The sequence below is a fragment of the Aestuariibaculum sp. YM273 genome (assembly GCF_030908365.1).
Lineage (GTDB): Bacteria > Bacteroidota > Bacteroidia > Flavobacteriales > Flavobacteriaceae > Aestuariibaculum > Aestuariibaculum marinum.
The window spans coordinates 56,292-73,163 of record NZ_CP133090.1 but is presented as its reverse complement, the minus strand read 5'-3'; the positions used below and the strand labels follow the sequence as shown (position 1 = coordinate 73,163).

The 16,872-nt window shown below is 33.2% G+C and carries 21 protein-coding genes; 12 read left to right on the top strand and 9 right to left on the bottom strand.

The window, feature by feature from the left end:
• Positions 1-19: 19 nt before the first annotated feature.
• The gene (locus RBH94_RS00350; RefSeq protein ID WP_307881872.1) at positions 20-1,441 is read right to left on the bottom strand and encodes a CCA tRNA nucleotidyltransferase; all 1,422 of its coding nucleotides are present in this window, start codon (positions 1,439-1,441) and stop codon (positions 20-22) included.
• 69 nt (positions 1,442-1,510) lie between these two features.
• Positions 1,511-2,071 (bottom strand): L-threonylcarbamoyladenylate synthase, encoded by a 561-nt coding sequence (locus tag RBH94_RS00345; protein WP_307881871.1) that lies wholly within the window; start codon positions 2,069-2,071, stop codon positions 1,511-1,513.
• Between the two features lie 116 nt (positions 2,072-2,187).
• On the opposite strand from RBH94_RS00345, the gene RBH94_RS00340 reads away from it, so the two are divergent.
• Together RBH94_RS00340 and RBH94_RS00335 are read left to right on the top strand one after the other, a co-directional pair.
• Entirely contained in the window at positions 2,188-2,841 is a 654-nt protein-coding gene (locus tag RBH94_RS00340; protein ID WP_307881870.1) for a DUF1919 domain-containing protein, read from the top strand.
• Positions 2,842-2,850: 9 nt separating this feature from the next.
• Positions 2,851-3,612, top strand: a complete 762-nt coding sequence (locus tag RBH94_RS00335) for a lipopolysaccharide kinase InaA family protein (RefSeq protein WP_307881869.1) — start codon at positions 2,851-2,853, stop codon at positions 3,610-3,612.
• On the opposite strand, the gene RBH94_RS00330 is transcribed toward RBH94_RS00335, so the two are convergent.
• Positions 3,609-4,370: a glycosyltransferase family 2 protein gene (locus tag RBH94_RS00330; RefSeq protein WP_307881868.1), complete on the bottom strand. Its 762-nt coding sequence runs from the start codon at positions 4,368-4,370 to the stop codon at positions 3,609-3,611. The genes RBH94_RS00335 and RBH94_RS00330 overlap by 4 nt on opposite strands.
• A gap of 43 nt (positions 4,371-4,413) precedes the next feature.
• On the opposite strand from RBH94_RS00330, the gene RBH94_RS00325 reads away from it, so the two are divergent.
• The 3 genes from RBH94_RS00325 to RBH94_RS00315 are packed head-to-tail and all read left to right on the top strand — an operon-like array spanning position 4,414 to position 6,867.
• Positions 4,414-5,238, top strand: coding sequence for a glycosyltransferase family 2 protein (locus RBH94_RS00325; RefSeq protein ID WP_307881867.1), 825 nt, complete (start codon positions 4,414-4,416; stop codon positions 5,236-5,238).
• Entirely contained in the window at positions 5,216-6,058 is an 843-nt protein-coding gene (locus RBH94_RS00320) for a glycosyltransferase family 2 protein (protein WP_307881866.1), read from the top strand. Before RBH94_RS00325 ends, RBH94_RS00320 begins: the two co-directional genes overlap by 23 nt.
• The gene (locus RBH94_RS00315; protein WP_307881865.1) at positions 6,058-6,867 is read left to right on the top strand and encodes a hypothetical protein; all 810 of its coding nucleotides are present in this window, start codon (positions 6,058-6,060) and stop codon (positions 6,865-6,867) included. Before RBH94_RS00320 ends, RBH94_RS00315 begins: the two co-directional genes overlap by 1 nt.
• A 2-nt stretch (positions 6,868-6,869) precedes the next feature.
• Here the strand turns inward: RBH94_RS00315 and RBH94_RS00310 are convergent, their stop codons facing one another.
• Complete coding sequence (locus RBH94_RS00310) at positions 6,870-7,685, bottom strand: 2,3,4,5-tetrahydropyridine-2,6-dicarboxylate N-succinyltransferase (RefSeq protein ID WP_307881864.1); 816 nt, start codon at positions 7,683-7,685, stop codon at positions 6,870-6,872.
• Positions 7,686-8,017: 332 nt separating this feature from the next.
• Between RBH94_RS00310 and RBH94_RS00305 the strand changes: the two genes are divergently transcribed.
• From RBH94_RS00305 to RBH94_RS00275, 7 genes are all read left to right on the top strand, one after another.
• Positions 8,018-8,302, top strand: a complete 285-nt coding sequence (locus tag RBH94_RS00305; RefSeq protein ID WP_307881863.1) for a hypothetical protein — start codon at positions 8,018-8,020, stop codon at positions 8,300-8,302.
• 146 nt (positions 8,303-8,448) lie between these two features.
• On the top strand, positions 8,449-8,859 hold the full coding sequence (ruvX, locus tag RBH94_RS00300) for a Holliday junction resolvase RuvX (protein ID WP_307881862.1): 411 nt from the start codon (positions 8,449-8,451) through the stop codon (positions 8,857-8,859).
• Positions 8,860-8,923: 64 nt separating this feature from the next.
• Positions 8,924-9,526, top strand: coding sequence for a T9SS type A sorting domain-containing protein (locus RBH94_RS00295; RefSeq protein ID WP_307881861.1), 603 nt, complete (start codon positions 8,924-8,926; stop codon positions 9,524-9,526).
• A gap of 119 nt (positions 9,527-9,645) precedes the next feature.
• Positions 9,646-10,236, top strand: coding sequence for a peptide deformylase (def, locus tag RBH94_RS00290; protein WP_307881860.1), 591 nt, complete (start codon positions 9,646-9,648; stop codon positions 10,234-10,236).
• A gap of 54 nt (positions 10,237-10,290) precedes the next feature.
• A complete protein-coding gene (locus RBH94_RS00285; protein ID WP_307881859.1) occupies positions 10,291-10,722 on the top strand; it encodes a DUF5606 domain-containing protein in 432 nt (143 codons plus the stop codon).
• A gap of 93 nt (positions 10,723-10,815) precedes the next feature.
• Positions 10,816-11,391 (top strand): TlpA disulfide reductase family protein, encoded by a 576-nt coding sequence (locus RBH94_RS00280; RefSeq protein WP_307881858.1) that lies wholly within the window; start codon positions 10,816-10,818, stop codon positions 11,389-11,391.
• Positions 11,384-12,352, top strand: coding sequence for a D-2-hydroxyacid dehydrogenase (locus RBH94_RS00275; protein WP_307881857.1), 969 nt, complete (start codon positions 11,384-11,386; stop codon positions 12,350-12,352). The genes RBH94_RS00280 and RBH94_RS00275 overlap by 8 nt, the downstream gene beginning before the upstream one ends.
• A gap of 1 nt (position 12,353) precedes the next feature.
• Here RBH94_RS00275 and RBH94_RS00270 read toward each other — a convergent pair whose 3' ends face one another.
• From RBH94_RS00270 to RBH94_RS00250, 5 genes are read right to left on the bottom strand one after another with little or no spacing between them, the layout of a single operon-like run.
• Positions 12,354-13,034, bottom strand: a complete 681-nt coding sequence (locus RBH94_RS00270) for a lycopene cyclase domain-containing protein (protein WP_307881856.1) — start codon at positions 13,032-13,034, stop codon at positions 12,354-12,356.
• Positions 13,035-13,037: 3 nt separating this feature from the next.
• Positions 13,038-13,487 carry a sterol desaturase family protein gene (locus tag RBH94_RS00265; RefSeq protein ID WP_307881855.1) on the bottom strand — a complete coding sequence of 150 codons (450 nt, stop codon included), beginning with the start codon at positions 13,485-13,487 and terminating at the stop codon, positions 13,038-13,040.
• A 9-nt stretch (positions 13,488-13,496) separates the two neighbouring features.
• On the bottom strand, positions 13,497-14,336 hold the full coding sequence (locus RBH94_RS00260; protein ID WP_307881854.1) for a phytoene/squalene synthase family protein: 840 nt from the start codon (positions 14,334-14,336) through the stop codon (positions 13,497-13,499).
• A complete protein-coding gene (locus RBH94_RS00255) occupies positions 14,333-15,799 on the bottom strand; it encodes an NAD(P)/FAD-dependent oxidoreductase (protein WP_307881853.1) in 1,467 nt (488 codons plus the stop codon). The genes RBH94_RS00260 and RBH94_RS00255 overlap by 4 nt, the downstream gene beginning before the upstream one ends.
• A gap of 45 nt (positions 15,800-15,844) precedes the next feature.
• Positions 15,845-16,744, bottom strand: coding sequence for a MerR family transcriptional regulator (locus RBH94_RS00250; protein WP_307881852.1), 900 nt, complete (start codon positions 16,742-16,744; stop codon positions 15,845-15,847).
• Positions 16,745-16,872 lie beyond the last annotated feature (128 nt).

The window sequence follows — 16,872 nt, the reverse complement described above, 5'->3', positions numbered from 1 at the left end:
GCTTTTTATGCTGATAGGTCTATTTGTTTACAGCAACAAGACCTAATTTTTCTCCTTTTTGAAGCATTAAATTATAAGCGGCTTCATATTCATTTGGAATGTCTCCTTCTAAAATGGCTTCTTTTATGGTTTCTTTAATGATGCCTATTTCTTTTGAAGGTTTTAAATTGAAGGTTTCCATAATTTCTTCACCCGAAATTGGCGGTTGGAAATTTCGAACATGGTCGCGCTCTTCAACTTCAACGATTTTCTGACGAACAATTTTGAAGTTGTTATGGTACTTTTTAAACTTTTTTGGGTTTTTGGTTGTGATATCGGCTTCACAAAGCGTCATTAAATCTTCAACAAAATCTCCGGCATCGAAAATTAAACGACGTACCGCAGAATCAGTAACGATATCCTGAGCTAAAACAATAGGACGTGAACTCATAAATACCATTTTTTGAACGAATTTCATTTTGTCGTTAAGTGGCATTTTAAGTCTTTTAAATAATCGGTAGACCATTTTTGAACCTTCGAATTCATGTCCGTGAAATGTCCAACCAACTTTTTTACTAAACTTTTTTGTTGGTGCTTTTCCTATATCATGTAATAAAGCCGCCCAGCGTAACCAAAGGTTGTCGGTGTTTTCGGCAATATTATCAACTACTTCTAGAGTATGGTAGAAATTGTCTTTGTGGCGCTGTCCTTCTACTTCATCAATACCTTTTAAAGCCATAAGTTCAGGCAGGATATAAGGTAATAGACCTGTTTTTTCAAGGAGTAGAAAGCCAGTTGATGGTTTGTCGCTTTCAAGAATTTTATTCAGTTCGACAACAATACGTTCTTTGGTGATGATTTCAATGCGCTTACTATTTCTGGTAATAGCCTGTAAAGATTCATCTTCAATTCTAAAACCTAGTTGCGTTGCAAATCGGATGGCCCGCATCATACGTAATGGATCGTCGCTATAGGTAATATCCGGATCTAACGGGGTGCGAATGATTTTGTTTTCTAAATCTTCAATACCTCCAAAAGGATCTAAAAGATTCCCAAATTCGTCTTCACTTAAATTAAGTGCTAAAGCGTTGATGGTAAAATCACGGCGGTTTTGGTCGTCTTCAAGCGTGCCATTTTCTACAGCAGGATTTCTACTGTTTTCGTCATAAGATTCTTTTCGAGCGCCAACAAATTCAATTTCAATATCGTCATAACGCAACATAGCTGTGCCGTAGGTTTTAAAAACCTGTACTTTTGGTTTGTTAGGTAAGTTTTTTGCAACTTGTTTTGCCAGTTTAATACCATCACCAACCGCAACCACATCAATGTCTTTTGCGTTACCGCGTTGTAAAATAAAATCGCGAACAAAGCCACCTATAACATAGCTATCGAGATTTAATTCTTTGGCAGATTGAGAAATTACTTTAAATATGTTGTGCTCTAAAGCTTGCTTATGATTCATAATCATCAAATTTCAAACAGGAATTTTCAAATTTTTTAATTGAAAACCGTAGTCTGAAAACATGTATTTTTAAGGTCTTATAACTTTTACGACACCATTGTTACTCAATTTAATAATTGATGAGGGTTTGTCGCATTTTTTTTCGTGGTGCAAATTTACAACATAGTCTACACCTTTTAAAACCTCTTGACTTATTTCTTTATATGATTTTGGAGTAGGTTCTCCACTAATATTAGCTGATGTAGAAACAATAGCGCCATTTAATCTTCGGGTTAATTGATAACAGAATTCGTCGTCGGGTATACGAATGGCAATAGTTTGATCGTCAGCAATAAGGTTGTCGGCCAAATTGCGAGCATCGTCGTATATAATGGTTGTAGGTTTATCGGTAACCTCGATAATATTTAAAGCAACAAGAGGAACCTGTTTTACGTACTTTTTAAGCATGCGGTCGTCGGCAACCAGACAAATTAGAGCTTTGCTGTCTTCTCGTTTTTTAAGTTCGTAAACTTTTTTAACGGCTTCAGGGTTTGTAGCATCGCAACCAATTCCCCAAACGGTATCGGTTGGATATAATATTAAACCACCGTTTTTTAGAACTTCTAAGGCTTTATTTATTTCGGCTTGCATCGTTTTGTTTTTGGTGCAAATTTAATATTACTTTTTCACATTCTTTAAATGTTTAGTAATATTGCGCCGTATTAAAAAAGAGGCGGTTAAAACCTTGATTTAATATAGAAGTAATTATGATAAGAGAAAGTTCTGTTTTTATTAAAAGAAAGTTTAGGGAAAAGTTTAAGAATGTTATTAATAAAAAAGATATTGAATTATTAAAGGATAAAAACTTTGTAATTGTCTCTAATAATTGTTGGGGAGGTACAGCATATCAGTGGTATGAAAGACCTTATAATTCACCATTCGTTGGTTTATTTTTATATGGGCCTTGTTACTTGAAATTATTAAATAATTTTGAGTATTATATGAATCAGAAGTTGGAGTTTGTGTCATCATCTAATTACCCGGATAGAGAATTAACGTATCCATTGGCAAAGCTTGATGATATTGAGGTTCATTTTACCCATTATGAAACTGAAAATGAAGCGAGAGAGAAGTGGGAACGGCGAACAGAACGCATGTTACAAGAAACCAATTTAGATAATTATTATTTTAAAATTTGTGACAGAGAGCGCACCACTAAAGAACATTTGTTGGAGTTTCATAAACTGCCTTTTAAAAATAAGGTGTCGTTTAGTATTAAGGACTATAAGGAATTAAAAGGTAAAAAGCATATTACAGTTATAGAGTCACATAAAAAGAACAAAAAATATGTGCCAAACGGAAAGAAAATGTTTAAACTTACTTTTTTGTATTTTAATTTAAATAATTGGTTATTGAACTAAAATGTTCTAATGAAGAAAGTTTTTGCAGAAGCTTACAAAGCACAGGAAAAGGAAATATTAGATATTGTTGAAAATTTTGATTCCCACGGAAGTGAAATAGGGGATCAGGATAGGAACACGATTAAAATATTTCCCTTTCATGGAGAGGTTTTAAATGTTAAGGCTTTTAAAATTCCTAATATCTTTAACCAAATAGCTTATAAATTTCTTCGGAAGAGTAAAGCACAACGTTCTTTTGAATACGCTAATCGATTAATTGAATTAGGCGTTGGTACACCCAAACCTATAGCTTATTTAGAACAGGCTACTCCTTTTTTATTCAAACGTAGTTTTTACATTAGTGAACATCTGGATTGCGACTTAACCTATAGAGAATTAACCAAGCAATTCGATTACCCTGATTACGATACTATTTTAAGAGCTTTTACCAGATTTACCTATAGTTTACACGAAAAAGGCATTCACTTTTTAGATCATTCGCCAGGAAATACTTTAATACGTAAAGAAGGAGATCAATACGGATTCTATTTAGTAGATCTTAATAGGATGAATTTTGGTACTTTGGATTTTGAAACGCGAATAAAGAACTTTTCACGTTTAACTATTCATAAATCCATGGTGGAAGTCATGAGTGACGAATACGCTAAAGTTTCTGGTTACGAATATGAAAAGGTCTTTAACCTTATGTGGAAAGAGACTTCTGATTTTCAAGACCGTTTTCAGCGTAAAAAAGAACTAAAGAAAAAATACAAGTTCTGGAAGAAAAACTAAACCTGTTGTTTTTCTAATTCTCTTAGTTTAGTATACTTTAAAAACGTAATGTTAGCGGTTTGCACACAAATAACAAATCCATTTAAACCATCCAAGAATCCTAAGCGTAAAAAGTAGGCTTTAAAAAAGGCCCAGGTTGGGTTGAAAAGGATTTTCCAAATTGAAGATTTTTTACCTAAATCCAGATAAGCCTTAGCGGAAATACTGGAGAAGTGTTCGGTTTTTAGGTTAAATTCAGAATAGGTTTGGTACGTCCAATGTAAAATGTCACCTTTTAAATAGCCTGTTTTTTCATTTGTATCATGCATCACGACATTGTCATGTGGATTGATGCCTCTCCATTGGGCTTTTCGCCTGTCAAATACACGTAATTTTTTGTTTGGATACCAGTCGGAATACTTAATCCACTGACCGCAAAAATTATTAAAGCGGTTGCTGTAATAGCCGTTTAAAGTCCAGTTGTGTTTTAATTTTACAATAGATTTTTGAAGCGTCTCCGATAAGGCTTCATCACCGTCTAAAGACACAATATAATCGTTACTGGCTTGTTCAAGTGCAAAGTTTTTCTGTTCGATGTAACCTAAGAATTTTTGTTCAACAAACTTCACATTATATTTCTCGCAAATAGCTTTAGTGCTATCTGTAGAGAATGAATCTACAACAACTATTTCATCAACAACATTAACCAAAGATTGTAAACATTTTTCGATATTGCGTTCTTCGTTGAAGGTTATTATAACACCAGATAGTTTAATCATGTTCTTTATTTAAGGTTCGTCAAAAATAGTTATTTTTGCGGCAATGGACATACTAAAAGCATCAGTAATCATAAGTACTTATAACCAACCAGATTGGTTAGAAAAAGTGCTTTGGGGGTATGAAATTCAGACGGAAAGCAATTTTGAAATTATTATAGCCGATGACGGTTCTGCTGCAGCTACAAAGAATCTTATCCTACGTTTTATTAAAGAATCAAAACTTAAAATTACTCATGTTTGGCAGGAAGATGATGGTTTTCAAAAAACTAAAATTCTTAATAAAGCCATTTTAAAAACGGCTTCAGATTACCTTATTTTTACTGATGGCGATTGTATTCCGAGAAACGATTTTGTTGAGACTCATCTGAAATTAAGAAAGCCCAATACATTTTTATCGGGAGGCTATTTTAAACTTCCGGAACAGATTTCAAATGCGATTTCAAAAGAAGATATTGAAAAACAGAATTGTTTTCATTTAGATTGGCTTTTGGAACGCGGGTTGAAAAAAACATTCAAAACAAATAAGTTAACAGCTTTTGGACGGAAGTCCTGGATTTTAAATACGTTTACCCCAACGAAAGCGACCTTCGACGGAATGAATGTTTCCGGATGGAAACAGGATGTGCTTAATGTTAATGGTTTTGATGAGCGTATGCAGTATGGAGGGGAAGACAGAGAGATTGGCGAACGCTTAATGAATTGTGGAATTAAATTTAAACAAATACGATATAGTGCCATTTGTGTACATTTGCATCACGATAGACCCTATAAAAATGACGAAGCGATAAAGCTTAATCAAGCGATTCGTAAAGCGACTAAAACAAATAAATACAAGATAACTAAGTTTGGAATCAAAAAATATAAATAGTAAACCTGAAATTTCAATAATCATTAGTACTTACAACTCTGAAGCATGGTTAGAAAAAGTGCTATGGAGTTATGAAGCACAAAGGTTTAAAGATTTTGAAATTGTTATTGCCGATGATGGTTCGAAACTACCAACCTTCGATTTAATCGAGCGAATGCAAAAGGAAGTGCATTATCCAATTATACATGTCTGGCATGAGGATAATGGCTTTCAAAAATCTCAAATATTAAACAAAGCCATTGTAAAATGTAATGCTGATTATATTTTAATGAGCGATGGGGATTGTCTTGCCAGAGAAGATTATGTTCAGGTGCATATCGACAATAAAGAACAAGGGTATTTTCTTTCAGGTGGGTATTTTATGTTGCCAATGTCAATTTCTGAAGCTATAACAAAAGAAGATATCCTGTCTCAGGATTGCTTTAAGTTATCATGGTTAAAATCTCAAGGATTAAAATCATCATTTAAAAATAATAAGTTAACGGCTTCTGGAATAAAGGAAAAATTACTGAACAAATTAACCCCAACCAATGCCAGTTGGAATGGACATAATGCTTCAGGTTGGAAGTCTGATATTTTGGCGGTTAATGGTTTTGATGAACGTATGCAGTATGGTGGTCAGGATCGCGAATTAGGTGAGCGTTTATTTAATTTAGGAATTAAATCGAAGCAGATACGATACAGTGCTATTTGTTTGCATTTAGATCATCCACGAGGGTATAAAAATCAGGAATCCATCAATAAAAATTTAGCCATTCGAGCGACCACGAAAGACGAAAAACTTAGTTGGACGAATTACGGAATAAAAAAAGAGGCGTAATGAAATTAAAAGAAATGCCAGTGTCTTTAATAGAGACCTGTAAATTAAGTTTGCTTTCTGCTGAAAAAATAAAATCAATACAAGGGAATGAGTTTCCCGTGGTTGTGTCCTTAACAACTATTCCGTATCGCTTATCTAAGGTTCATTTGGTTATTAGAAGTGTTTTGTCGCAAAGTGTTCGTCCGCGCCATATTGTTTTATGGATTAATGAAGACATGCAGTCACAAATTCCACAATCCTTAAAAAAACTTGAAGGAGACATTTTTCAAATTAGATTAACGAAACTTCATTGTTCACATAAAAAGCTAATTCATTCACTGGAATTATTTGAAAATCTACCTGTTGTTACCTGTGATGATGATGTTATTTATGATAATAATTGGTTAAGATCACTTGTTGAAACACATAAAAAATATCCTGATTGTGTGGTTGCGCATCGTGTACGTTGTATAAAATACGATGATAAGGGAACGCTTTTACCATATAAACAATGGAACTGCGACGGTAAGGAAGATGAAAAATCATTGCTGCCTATTGGCTCGGAGGGGATATTATATCCTGCTAATAAGTTTTCAGAATTAATTAGAAATGATAAGTTATTTCTGGAATTAGCGCCTAAAGCTGATGATTTGTGGTTTAAGGCTGTAGCTTTAGTAGAAGGGGTAGGCTGTAAAAAAGTTGAGTCCCCGGTAAAGGATACAATTCCTATTATGGGGACTCAAAAAGTTTCTTTAAAGAAAGAAAATGTATCTGAAGATAAAAACAAGTCTCAATGGCAAGCCTTAGAGACGCATTTTAACTTAAAATAGTTTTAAACTGCGACATCGTTATCACGAAGTGCATCGTTTAAAGATGTTTTCTTATCTGTACTTTCTTTACGTTTTCCAATGATTAAAGCACATGGTACTTGGTATTCACCAGCAGCGAACTTTTTAGTGTAGCTTCCAGGAATAACCACAGAACGTGCAGGAACGCGACCTTTCATTTCAACAGGCTCATCACCAGTCACGTCAATAATTTTAGTACTCATTGTTAATACAACGTTAGCACCTAACACCGCTTCTTTCTCTACGTGTACACCTTCCACAACGATACAACGAGAACCAACAAATACGTTATCTTCAATAATTACCGGAGCAGCTTGTAATGGCTCTAATACACCACCAATACCTACACCACCAGATAAGTGTACATTTTTACCAATTTGAGCACAGCTACCAACTGTTGCCCAAGTGTCCACCATAGTACCTTCGTCTACGTAAGCACCAATATTAACATAACTTGGCATTAAAATAGTACCAGGAGAAATGTATGCACCGTGTCTTGCAACCGCATGAGGTACTACACGAATACCTTTTTCTGCATAACCGGTTTTTAATGGAATTTTATCGTGGAATTCTAATGGACCACATTCAATAGTTTCCATTTTTTGAATAGGGAAGTATAATACTACGGCTTTCTTTACCCATTCGTTTACTTGCCAACCGTTTTCAACAGGTTCAGCAACTCTTAATTCTCCTTTATCTATTAAGTCAACAACTTTTCTAATAGCAGATGTTGTGTTTTCATCTTTTAATAGCTCTCTGTTGTCCCAAGCTTGCTCAATAATTTCTCTTAATTCTGTCATTCTTAATAAAATTTTGCACAAATATAATATGTATAGCTTAAAAAAAAGGAATGAATCATAATTAAAATCGATTCATAACAAGTAAAAGTTGATGTCGTTTATCGGAGGTTTTTCATTCTATTTTTTAGCGTTTTGTCTGTTGAATAAAAAACAATTATCGATTAAATGCATTTTGCGTGTTTTTGGTCTAAAAAAACAGGCTTTTTATCTGTTTATCGATGAAAATATGTGGCTCTTCTAATAATCGAAAATACGACGTTTTACAACTATTTTTTTGTGTAAAGGCTTTAGTGTCAATATATCTTTGGAGTGTAATTAATACCCAAATCAAGATGAAAACAAATATCTACATACTAATCGTTTTTTTATTTTCAGTTTCTTTTGTTGGTGCTCAAAACACTAAAGAAACTTCAAACGTATCAAATGAAGATAAAGTATTTGTTTCTTCTACTGAAGATAATACTAATGAAAGTGAAGCGGTATTAATTGAAGCTTCAGAATTAAAAGAGGCGGTTGCAAAATCTACAAGTGATATTAGAAAGTATTTCAACAAAACTAGAAATGTAGATAATTTAAGTTTATTATTTCCAAAAATTAATAAAGCTGAAAAAGCATAAAGATAAGGCTCAAATTTTGAGTGTTGATATTTTAAGATTAAGTTAGAAGCAGCTACTTGTACAAGTGGCTGCTTTTTTTAGAAGAAATAAAAACTAATTCTTACAATATATATCGATAAAATACTATTTTTGCTTAAACACTTATTATGGCCCGAATTTTAGCAATCGATTATGGAATGAAACGCACAGGTATAGCTGTTACCGATGAGTTACAAATCATTGCTTCAGGATTAACAACCGTTAATACCAAGGAATTACTATCATTTTTAAAGGAGTATACCAGTAAAGAAGATGTAGAATTATTTGTTGTTGGTGAACCTAAACAAATGAATAATACGGCTTCTGAGAGTGAAGTGTTAATCGTGCCATTTTTAGAAAAGTTAAAAAAACAATTCCCAAATATACCAATTTACAGAGTTGATGAACGTTTCACGTCTAAAATGGCTTTCCAAACCATGATAGATAGTGGATTGAAAAAGAATCAACGAAAAAATAAAGCGCTTGTTGATGAAATAAGTGCGACACTAATCCTACAGAGCTATTTGTATTCTAAATGATGAAGGAGTTATGGTTTAATGTAAAATGTTTAAATTTAATATACTAACACTAAACCATGTATTTATGAAACAAATTTACTTTTTATTATTAATCTCCTTATTTGGGGCTAATCAAATGTTTGCTCAGCCATGTCCAGAATCAGGTGGGGCTATTCAAAACGGAACGGTAATCGTTTTTTATTACCCTAATGCAGCTACAGACTGTAGTTCTATGCCTGCATCAATTACGGTTACAGACAACGTAACAACAAATGCGTCTACTTTTTCGTTGGATACTGATGCTTGTGGTAATACCATTGCTTCCTATACGTTGACAACAGGTGATGCATTATCTGGTCAGGGGTTTGAGGTAACAACAGGTTTTGATTCAAATTGTTCTTATTCAGATGGAACACTTCCTGTGGAAGCCTTCGAGTTAATGGGAAAAGATTTAAAAATTTACCCAAGTCCAGTAGTTAAAGGAAATGAAATTGAACTTGCGTTTGGTTTTACTACTTCAGCTAAAATTGAAGTTTATAATATTACAGGTAAATTGGTTTTAATTGATAATATCGAAGAGTCTACTTCAAAATCAATTAATATTAGTAGCCTGGTAAACGGATTATACATGGTGAAAATTGGAGCCGATTACGGGACGATAACCCGAAAAATTGTGATTTCAAAATAAATAAAAATTTCATTACTCTTTAAACTCCCTAATCTTTAGGGAGTTTTTTTATGGAATTCTTTAACAGGTTTTATTTTTTAGAATTGTATTTTTGCAGCAAATAATAACAGATAACAAAAATGATATTACCTATTGTAGCTTATGGCGATCCTGTTTTGAAAAAAGTAGGAGAAGATATAGATCAAAATTACCCGGATTTAAATGTGTTAATCGATAATATGTTTGAAACCATGTACAATGCCTACGGCGTAGGGTTAGCAGCGCCACAAATAGGCTTGCCAATACGTTTATTTGTTATCGATGCAACGCCTTTTGCAGAAGATGAAGATTTAACTAAAGAAGAGCAGGAAGCTCTAAAAGGGTTTAAACGAGTTTTTATTAACGCAACGATTATAGAAGAAGAAGGTGAAGAGTGGGCGTTTAATGAAGGCTGTTTAAGTATTCCTGATGTTCGTGAAGATGTATTTAGAAAACCAAAAATTACTATTGAGTATGTAGATGAAAACTTCGAAGAAAAAACCGAAGTTTTCGACGGTTTAGTGGCACGTGTTATTCAACATGAATACGATCATATTGAAGGCGTATTGTTTACCGATAAATTATCGGCTTTAAAAAAGCGTTTAATAAAAGGACGTTTGGCAAACATCTCAAAAGGGAAAATAAATGTGGATTACAGAATGCGTTTTCCAGCCCAAAAAAAGAAACGATAATATTTGCAAGACATCAATAAACAGTTGATATTTGCGACTTTCAAAAAATAAGTTATGAGTTTAGATAAAGTACTTTCAATAGCAGGAAAACCGGGTTTATACAATTTAGTAGCTCAAACACGTGCTGGTTTTGTTGCAGAATCATTAGTAGATAACAAGCGTATATCTGTAGGTATTCAGCAAAACGTTAGTGTATTAAGCGAAATCGCTATTTATACATTAGAAGAAGAAGTGCCTTTAAGACAGGTTTTTGAAAATATTAAAACTAAAGAAAACGGTGAGCAAGCTTCTGTTTCTCCAAAAGATAGTAAGGATAAATTAGAAGAGTATTTCTTTGAAGTTTTACCAAATTATGATGAAGATCGCGTGTATGCAAGCGATATTAAAAAAGTAATTCAGTGGTACAACTTATTACAAAAGCATGGTCTTTTAGAAGATTTAACTGCTGAAGCTGAAGAAGAAACAGTTTCTGAAGAAGAAAAATAAATTCGCTGTAACGATATTTAAAACCTCCAATTTTGGAGGTTTTTTTATGTCTAATTTTTTAGTTTTACAATTATCAATTTATTCTATAACCTGATGGCTATTTCGAAATCAAAATTCAAAAACATATTATTTTTTATTGTAATCGGACTTTTAATTATTCCGCAAACACGTAAGCCAATTCAAGTGTTTCTGCAAAAGGGCATCGCGTTATTTGGTCCTTCTTTAGAATCATCAGATGATTTAAAGAAAATAACAGATTATAATTGGTTGTTAAAAGACGAGAATCAGGAAACTTATAATTTTCAATCGGCCAAAGGTAAAGTGGTTTTGGTTAATTTCTGGGCAACCTGGTGCCCGCCGTGTATTGCCGAAATGCCAAGCATGCAAAAATTGTATAATGATTATAAAGATAAAATCGAATTTCTGTTTATTACCAACGATGATTTTACAGAGGTTAATACCTTCTTAAATGATAATAATTACACGTTTGAGGTGTATCAGCCCGCTACACAATATCCAGAATATTTTGATGTAACCACTATTCCTAGAACCTTTTTAATTAATCAATCTGGACAAATTATTATAGATGAAAGCAGAAGCGCTAACTGGAATAGCGATAAAGTAAGAATGACAATTGATAATTTATTAAAGGCATCAGGAAATGAGTAAAAAAATAGTTGTTTTAGATGGATATACGTTAAATCCGGGAGATTTAAGTTGGGAGGGCGTTGAACGATTTGGAAATGTAAAGGTTTGCAATCGTACCGCTTTCGATTCAGAAATAGTTATAGATACTATAGGAGATGCCGAAATCGTTTTTACTAATAAAACCCCATTACCGGCAGAGGTTTTAACACGGGTTACAAATGTCAAGTATATAGGAGTTTTGGCAACTGGTTATAACGTGGTTGATGTTGTTAAAGCAAAGGAGCTAGGTATTACAGTAACTAATATTCCATCGTACGGAACCACGGCCGTTGCCCAGTTTACTATGGGGTTGTTATTGGAGTTATGTCATCATATAGGTAATCATAATGAAGCGGTTCAAGCAGGAGAATGGGCAAAGTCCTTAGATTTTTGCTTTTGGAATTCTCCTTTAATAGAATTGGAAGGTAAAACTATGGGAATTATTGGTTTCGGTCGCATTGGTCAGGCAACAGCTAAGATGGTGCAGGTCTTTGGTTTGAATATTCTTACATACAGTCGAACAAGAAAACCGGAATTAGAATCGGAAACCTGTAAGTTTGTTGAGTTAGACGAGTTATTAAAACAATCGGATATTATAAGTTTACATTGTCCACTATTTGAAGATACAGAAGGTATTATTAATAAAACGAACATTGCTAAAATGAAAGATGGCGTGATGTTAATTAATACCTCACGAGGAGGCTTGGTTGTTGAAGCAGATCTTGCTGAAGCTTTGAATTCCGATAAAATTTCCGGAGCGGCAGTAGATGTGGTTTCTAAAGAGCCTATTTCCGCAGATAATCCCTTGCTAAAAGCTAAAAATTGTATTATTACACCGCATATTGCATGGGCGACCAAAGCCGCAAGAACAAGATTGATGGCTACAGCTGTAAATAATTTAGAAGCTTTTCTAAACGGAAAGTCTGTTAATGTGGTTAATTAGCTTATCGGTTTTCAACCAATTTAATCACGTATAAATTCAGAAGTATTAAAGAGAAGGCGTAAACACTATCTTCAACAGGAATGGTGAACATACGAATCCCTAAGTTTTCATTATCGTTATACCATACCACTTCATTCGGAATAAAACTTCCGGTTAATATACCGTTTACAATAAAGAAAGGAATTAACATCACTAAAAAAGTAAGTAAATAGCTTTGTAAAATATTTGGTGATTTAGCGATTACAATAGCTGTTAAAAGGGTTGCCAGACCAAAATTGACGAGAGTGTACCACTTATCAAAATTATAAATAGTGATTATAAAAAACACTAAAATTAGTAGATAACTAATCAGCATTGTGGTTCGTTTCTTCAATTTCAAATTCGGGAAATAGTATAATAAAGCGTAGTGCGTAAACACACAGGCGTATGGAATACATATAAAAAACAACCATTCTTCAATAGGTAATCCCAATATGGTTTTATCTAAGTAATAGGTTGGGTTAAATCCCCAGAATTGCTTTATGGTAAAAAACACATCCCATGGAATGAAAATAAGCATCCCGCTTAGAATTCCAAGGGCTAAACCTTTCCAATGGTTATAGAATTTTAATTTGGGGTGAAAACTAAATAAAAATGGAATTGAAAGTGACCCTAAGTTTAGTAATAAATATAGATAGGGCATGTGTTATTGCTTAAAATATTTAAACGGAACAAATAACATTCCAAAGCATTCTCCATCGTCTTTTCCTAAATGTTTATGATGTATTTTATGCGCACGTCTTATGCCTCGAGCATACCAATTGTTGGCGTTTCTGAATATTTTAAATCGCTGATGGATAAAAATATCATGTACCATAAAGTAACAAAAACCGTAGGCAAAAATGCCTAAGCCAATAGGTAAACCGGTCCAAAAATTAGTGTATTTCCATAGTAAAAAGAAGCCTATACTTATCACAGCATAAAATATAAAGAATGCATCATTTCGCTCAAACCAGCTGTCATGGTCTTTTTTATGATGGTCTTTGTGTAAACGCCATAAAAACCCGTGCATAATGTATTTATGGGTAAACCATGCCATAAATTCCATAATACAAAATGTTGTTAAAAATATAAGTATCCAGTACAATATTCGCATAGTTTAAAATTACATTAAATTTAATTGATACTTGACATAGCTACGCATTAAAAGTTCAATTTTTTTTGGGTTAGAAACACGTATTCTCGAGTTTTTAATCTGGAGAGCAGGAGTTTTTCGCAATTTTTTAAGTAATTGACTATAATAACGATATGCCATAAAAACTCCGAATTTTGCCTCTATAGGTAGTTTTTTGATGCCTTGTAAGCCTCGTTCAAAATCATATTCTATATCTTCAATAATGTGCTGTTTAGATGTTTCATCCAATTCATCAAGGTTAATGTTAGGAAAATAACTTCGCTGTAATCCTTCCATATCAGCTTTTAAATCTCTTAAGAAATTAACCTTTTGAAATGCTGACCCTAATGCCATGGCCGACGATTTTAACTCATTAAATTTATCTTGATCACCTTTAACAAACACTTTTAAACACATTAAACCGACTACATCGGCAGAGCCGTATATGTAATTTTGATATTCCTCAACGGTGTTATAATCACTTTTATTTAAATCTAAACGCATACTTTTCATAAAGGCATCAACCATACTTTTCTCAATATTGTATTTATGATAGGTGTGCTGAAAAGCATTTAAAATAGGGTTTAAACTAATTCGATTTTCTAAGGCTTCATTTAAATCGTTATAAAATTTGTTGAATAAGGTTTCCTTATCGTAATCGTGAAACGAATCGACAATTTCATCTGCAAATCTTACAAAACCATAAATATTATATATATCCGCTCTAATCGATTTGTATAGCATTTTTGTTGCAAGCGAAAACGAGGTACTGTAATTTTTAGTGACTATTTTGCTACAGCTGTAGGATACCGTGTCGAATAATGCTTTCATAAATTATGGTGTTTAATTACTAAATCGGCTACTAATTTTCCTGAAATCAAAGAAGGCGGAACACCAGGGCCAGGAACCGTTAACTGTCCGGTGAAATATAAATTGTCTACTTTTTTACTTTTTAATTTAGGTCTTAAAAAGGCGGTTTGCATTAAAGTATTTGCCATACCATAAGCATTGCCCTTATAGGAGTTGTAATCGTTTATAAAATCGTTGATACAAAAGCTCTCCTTAAATAGAATGTGTTCTTTTATAGGTTGAGAGGTTAAATCTTCTAACCGATTTAAAATTTTATCAAAATATGTTTCTCTAAGTTCAGGTGTGTCGTTTAGTCCTGGCGCAAGTGGAATTAAAAATATACCAGCTTCTTTACCTTTAGGAGCGGTGCTTGAATCTGTTTTACAAGGGAAACTTGCGTAGAACAATGGTTTTTCAGGCCATTCAGGATTGTCGTAAATGGCCTTGGCATGTGCATCAAAATCGACATCAAAAAATAAGGTGTGATGATCAACATTTTTAATTTCTTTATCGAAACCCACATAGAACAATAAGGAAGAAGGAGCAAAAGTCTTTTTAGTCCAGTAATTTTCTGAATATTGTTTATAAGGAGTGTCTAAGAGTGTTTCGGTGTGATGGTAATCGGCACCACTCACAATAATATCGGAAGTATATGTTTTTCCATTTGAAATAATACCCGTAGCTTTTCCATTATTTACGATAATTTTTTCAACAGGGTTTTGTGTTTTAATGGAGACCCCCAACTCTTCAGCCAGACTTTTTAGAGCTAAAATTACCTGATACATACCTTTTTGGGGATGAAATGTTCCAAGCCCGAAATCGGCATAATTCATAAAATTGTAAAATGAAGGCGTGTCACTAGGTTTTGCACCCAGAAACAAAACTGGAAATTCTAAAATTTGTGAAAGACGCTTGTTTTTGAAAGCTTTGTTTACATCCTTTTTAATGTTACTAAAAAACTGATTGAGTTTTTTTATGGTTGCGGGGGTAACCAATTCCAGAGGAGAAACGCCAGGGTTGTAAACCAAGTCTTTTATGGCAATATCGTAGTTGCTTTTCGCATTAGCTATAAAAGATTTGAGTTTCACAGAACTTCCTGGTTCTTCTTTTTCAAAAGCTTTACATATTTTGTCTAAAGTATCTTCAATGGTAATGCAATCATTTTTTCCAAAGTAAACACTATAGGCAGGGTTGAGTTTCTCAAGACTGTAATAGTCTGATGGTTTTTTATTGAAATCGTTAAAAAAACGTTCAAAGACATCTGGCATCCAATACCAGGTAGGACCTATGTCGAAGGTGAACCCATCCTTTTTTAATTGCCGGGCGCGACCTCCAATAGTGGCGTTTTTTTCAAATATTGTTACATCGTAACCTGCTTTAGCCAGATAACATGATGCAGCTAAAGAAGAGAATCCAGAACCTAAAATTGTAATTGTTTTTTTCATCTTGTTTAATAAATATAGTAAAAAGTTAAACAAAATAACCTTCTATCACATTTCTTTAACTAAATTTTCAATACTTTCAAAAACCTTAACCTTTTCGGGTAATAGAGAAGGTTTTAGGTTAATGGTTTTATTACCAAGTAAATAAAGATAAGATTTGTTGTCGATTAATAGCAATTCGTTGAAATCTTTTATATAAGTTTCTATTTGGTCATCTTCAGGAAAAATAGTGAAATAAGATATAAAAGTGATGTTGTCGAAAAATTCATATAGCTCGTATAGATTAGCGGTTGGGACACTAGGCCCTAAAAAAATGGTGTGATAGCCCTTACTCTTTAATAGGTAATTAATGAAGAGCAGACCTATATCATGAATTTCATTATCCGGCAAGAAAAGGACAAACGTTCGTGAGTCGTTAGAATCTTGTAAGTCGCCTAATTTTTCAATACTAAGTAATAATTTTTGTTTAATTAATACAGAGATAAAATGTTCGTGTACCGGGGTTATGGTATTGGTTTGCCATAATAAACCAATTTCGCTAAGCAGAGGAAGAAAGACGGAGTAAAATACTTCAGAGAAGGATTTTTCCTCTAGTAGGTCTTTGTAGGTTCGATCAAACAGATTTTGATCGAAATTAATCATGGCCATTTTAAAGGCATTTATGGCAAAACTATCTTTATTTTTTTTAGAAATAATCTCTTTTACTTTTTGAGGAATTTCATTTTCGCTTAAATCTGCAATTTTAGAAATTTTAAAACCATTATTGTTTAAATAAGTGATGTTTAAAAGTTTTTGCAGACTGGCCGTATTATAGGTTCTAATGTTGGTATCGGTGCGATTAGGTGCCAACAGATTATAACGTTTTTCCCATATTCTTATAGTATGAGCTTTAATCCCAGAGAGGTTTTCAAGATCTTTAATACTGAAATTTACACGAATCTTGTTCATTTTTTATTGAATTTAGCTAAACAAAAATACGTAATAAGTATTAAAAATCGATAACTAATGAGATTTTAATTAAACGTAAGCAGGAAAAAATAAAGTTGTAATGCATTGTTTTTCTTAAATGTGTGTAG

Coding starts and splice junctions, on each gene's coding strand:
- RBH94_RS00350 (WP_307881872.1), bottom strand. CDS start 1,441: ATGAATCATAAGCAAGCTTTAGAGCACAACATATTTAAAGTAATTTCT.
- RBH94_RS00345 (WP_307881871.1), bottom strand. CDS start 2,071: ATGCAAGCCGAAATAAATAAAGCCTTAGAAGTTCTAAAAAACGGTGGT.
- RBH94_RS00340 (WP_307881870.1), top strand. CDS start 2,188: ATGATAAGAGAAAGTTCTGTTTTTATTAAAAGAAAGTTTAGGGAAAAG.
- RBH94_RS00335 (WP_307881869.1), top strand. CDS start 2,851: ATGAAGAAAGTTTTTGCAGAAGCTTACAAAGCACAGGAAAAGGAAATA.
- RBH94_RS00330 (WP_307881868.1), bottom strand. CDS start 4,370: ATGATTAAACTATCTGGTGTTATAATAACCTTCAACGAAGAACGCAAT.
- RBH94_RS00325 (WP_307881867.1), top strand. CDS start 4,414: ATGGACATACTAAAAGCATCAGTAATCATAAGTACTTATAACCAACCA.
- RBH94_RS00315 (WP_307881865.1), top strand. CDS start 6,058: ATGAAATTAAAAGAAATGCCAGTGTCTTTAATAGAGACCTGTAAATTA.
- RBH94_RS00310 (WP_307881864.1), bottom strand. CDS start 7,685: ATGACAGAATTAAGAGAAATTATTGAGCAAGCTTGGGACAACAGAGAG.
- RBH94_RS00305 (WP_307881863.1), top strand. CDS start 8,018: ATGAAAACAAATATCTACATACTAATCGTTTTTTTATTTTCAGTTTCT.
- ruvX (WP_307881862.1), top strand. CDS start 8,449: ATGGCCCGAATTTTAGCAATCGATTATGGAATGAAACGCACAGGTATA.
- RBH94_RS00295 (WP_307881861.1), top strand. CDS start 8,924: ATGAAACAAATTTACTTTTTATTATTAATCTCCTTATTTGGGGCTAAT.
- def (WP_307881860.1), top strand. CDS start 9,646: ATGATATTACCTATTGTAGCTTATGGCGATCCTGTTTTGAAAAAAGTA.
- RBH94_RS00285 (WP_307881859.1), top strand. CDS start 10,291: ATGAGTTTAGATAAAGTACTTTCAATAGCAGGAAAACCGGGTTTATAC.
- RBH94_RS00280 (WP_307881858.1), top strand. CDS start 10,816: ATGGCTATTTCGAAATCAAAATTCAAAAACATATTATTTTTTATTGTA.
- RBH94_RS00275 (WP_307881857.1), top strand. CDS start 11,384: ATGAGTAAAAAAATAGTTGTTTTAGATGGATATACGTTAAATCCGGGA.
- RBH94_RS00270 (WP_307881856.1), bottom strand. CDS start 13,034: ATGCCCTATCTATATTTATTACTAAACTTAGGGTCACTTTCAATTCCA.
- RBH94_RS00265 (WP_307881855.1), bottom strand. CDS start 13,487: ATGCGAATATTGTACTGGATACTTATATTTTTAACAACATTTTGTATT.
- RBH94_RS00260 (WP_307881854.1), bottom strand. CDS start 14,336: ATGAAAGCATTATTCGACACGGTATCCTACAGCTGTAGCAAAATAGTC.
- RBH94_RS00255 (WP_307881853.1), bottom strand. CDS start 15,799: ATGAAAAAAACAATTACAATTTTAGGTTCTGGATTCTCTTCTTTAGCT.
- RBH94_RS00250 (WP_307881852.1), bottom strand. CDS start 16,744: ATGAACAAGATTCGTGTAAATTTCAGTATTAAAGATCTTGAAAACCTC.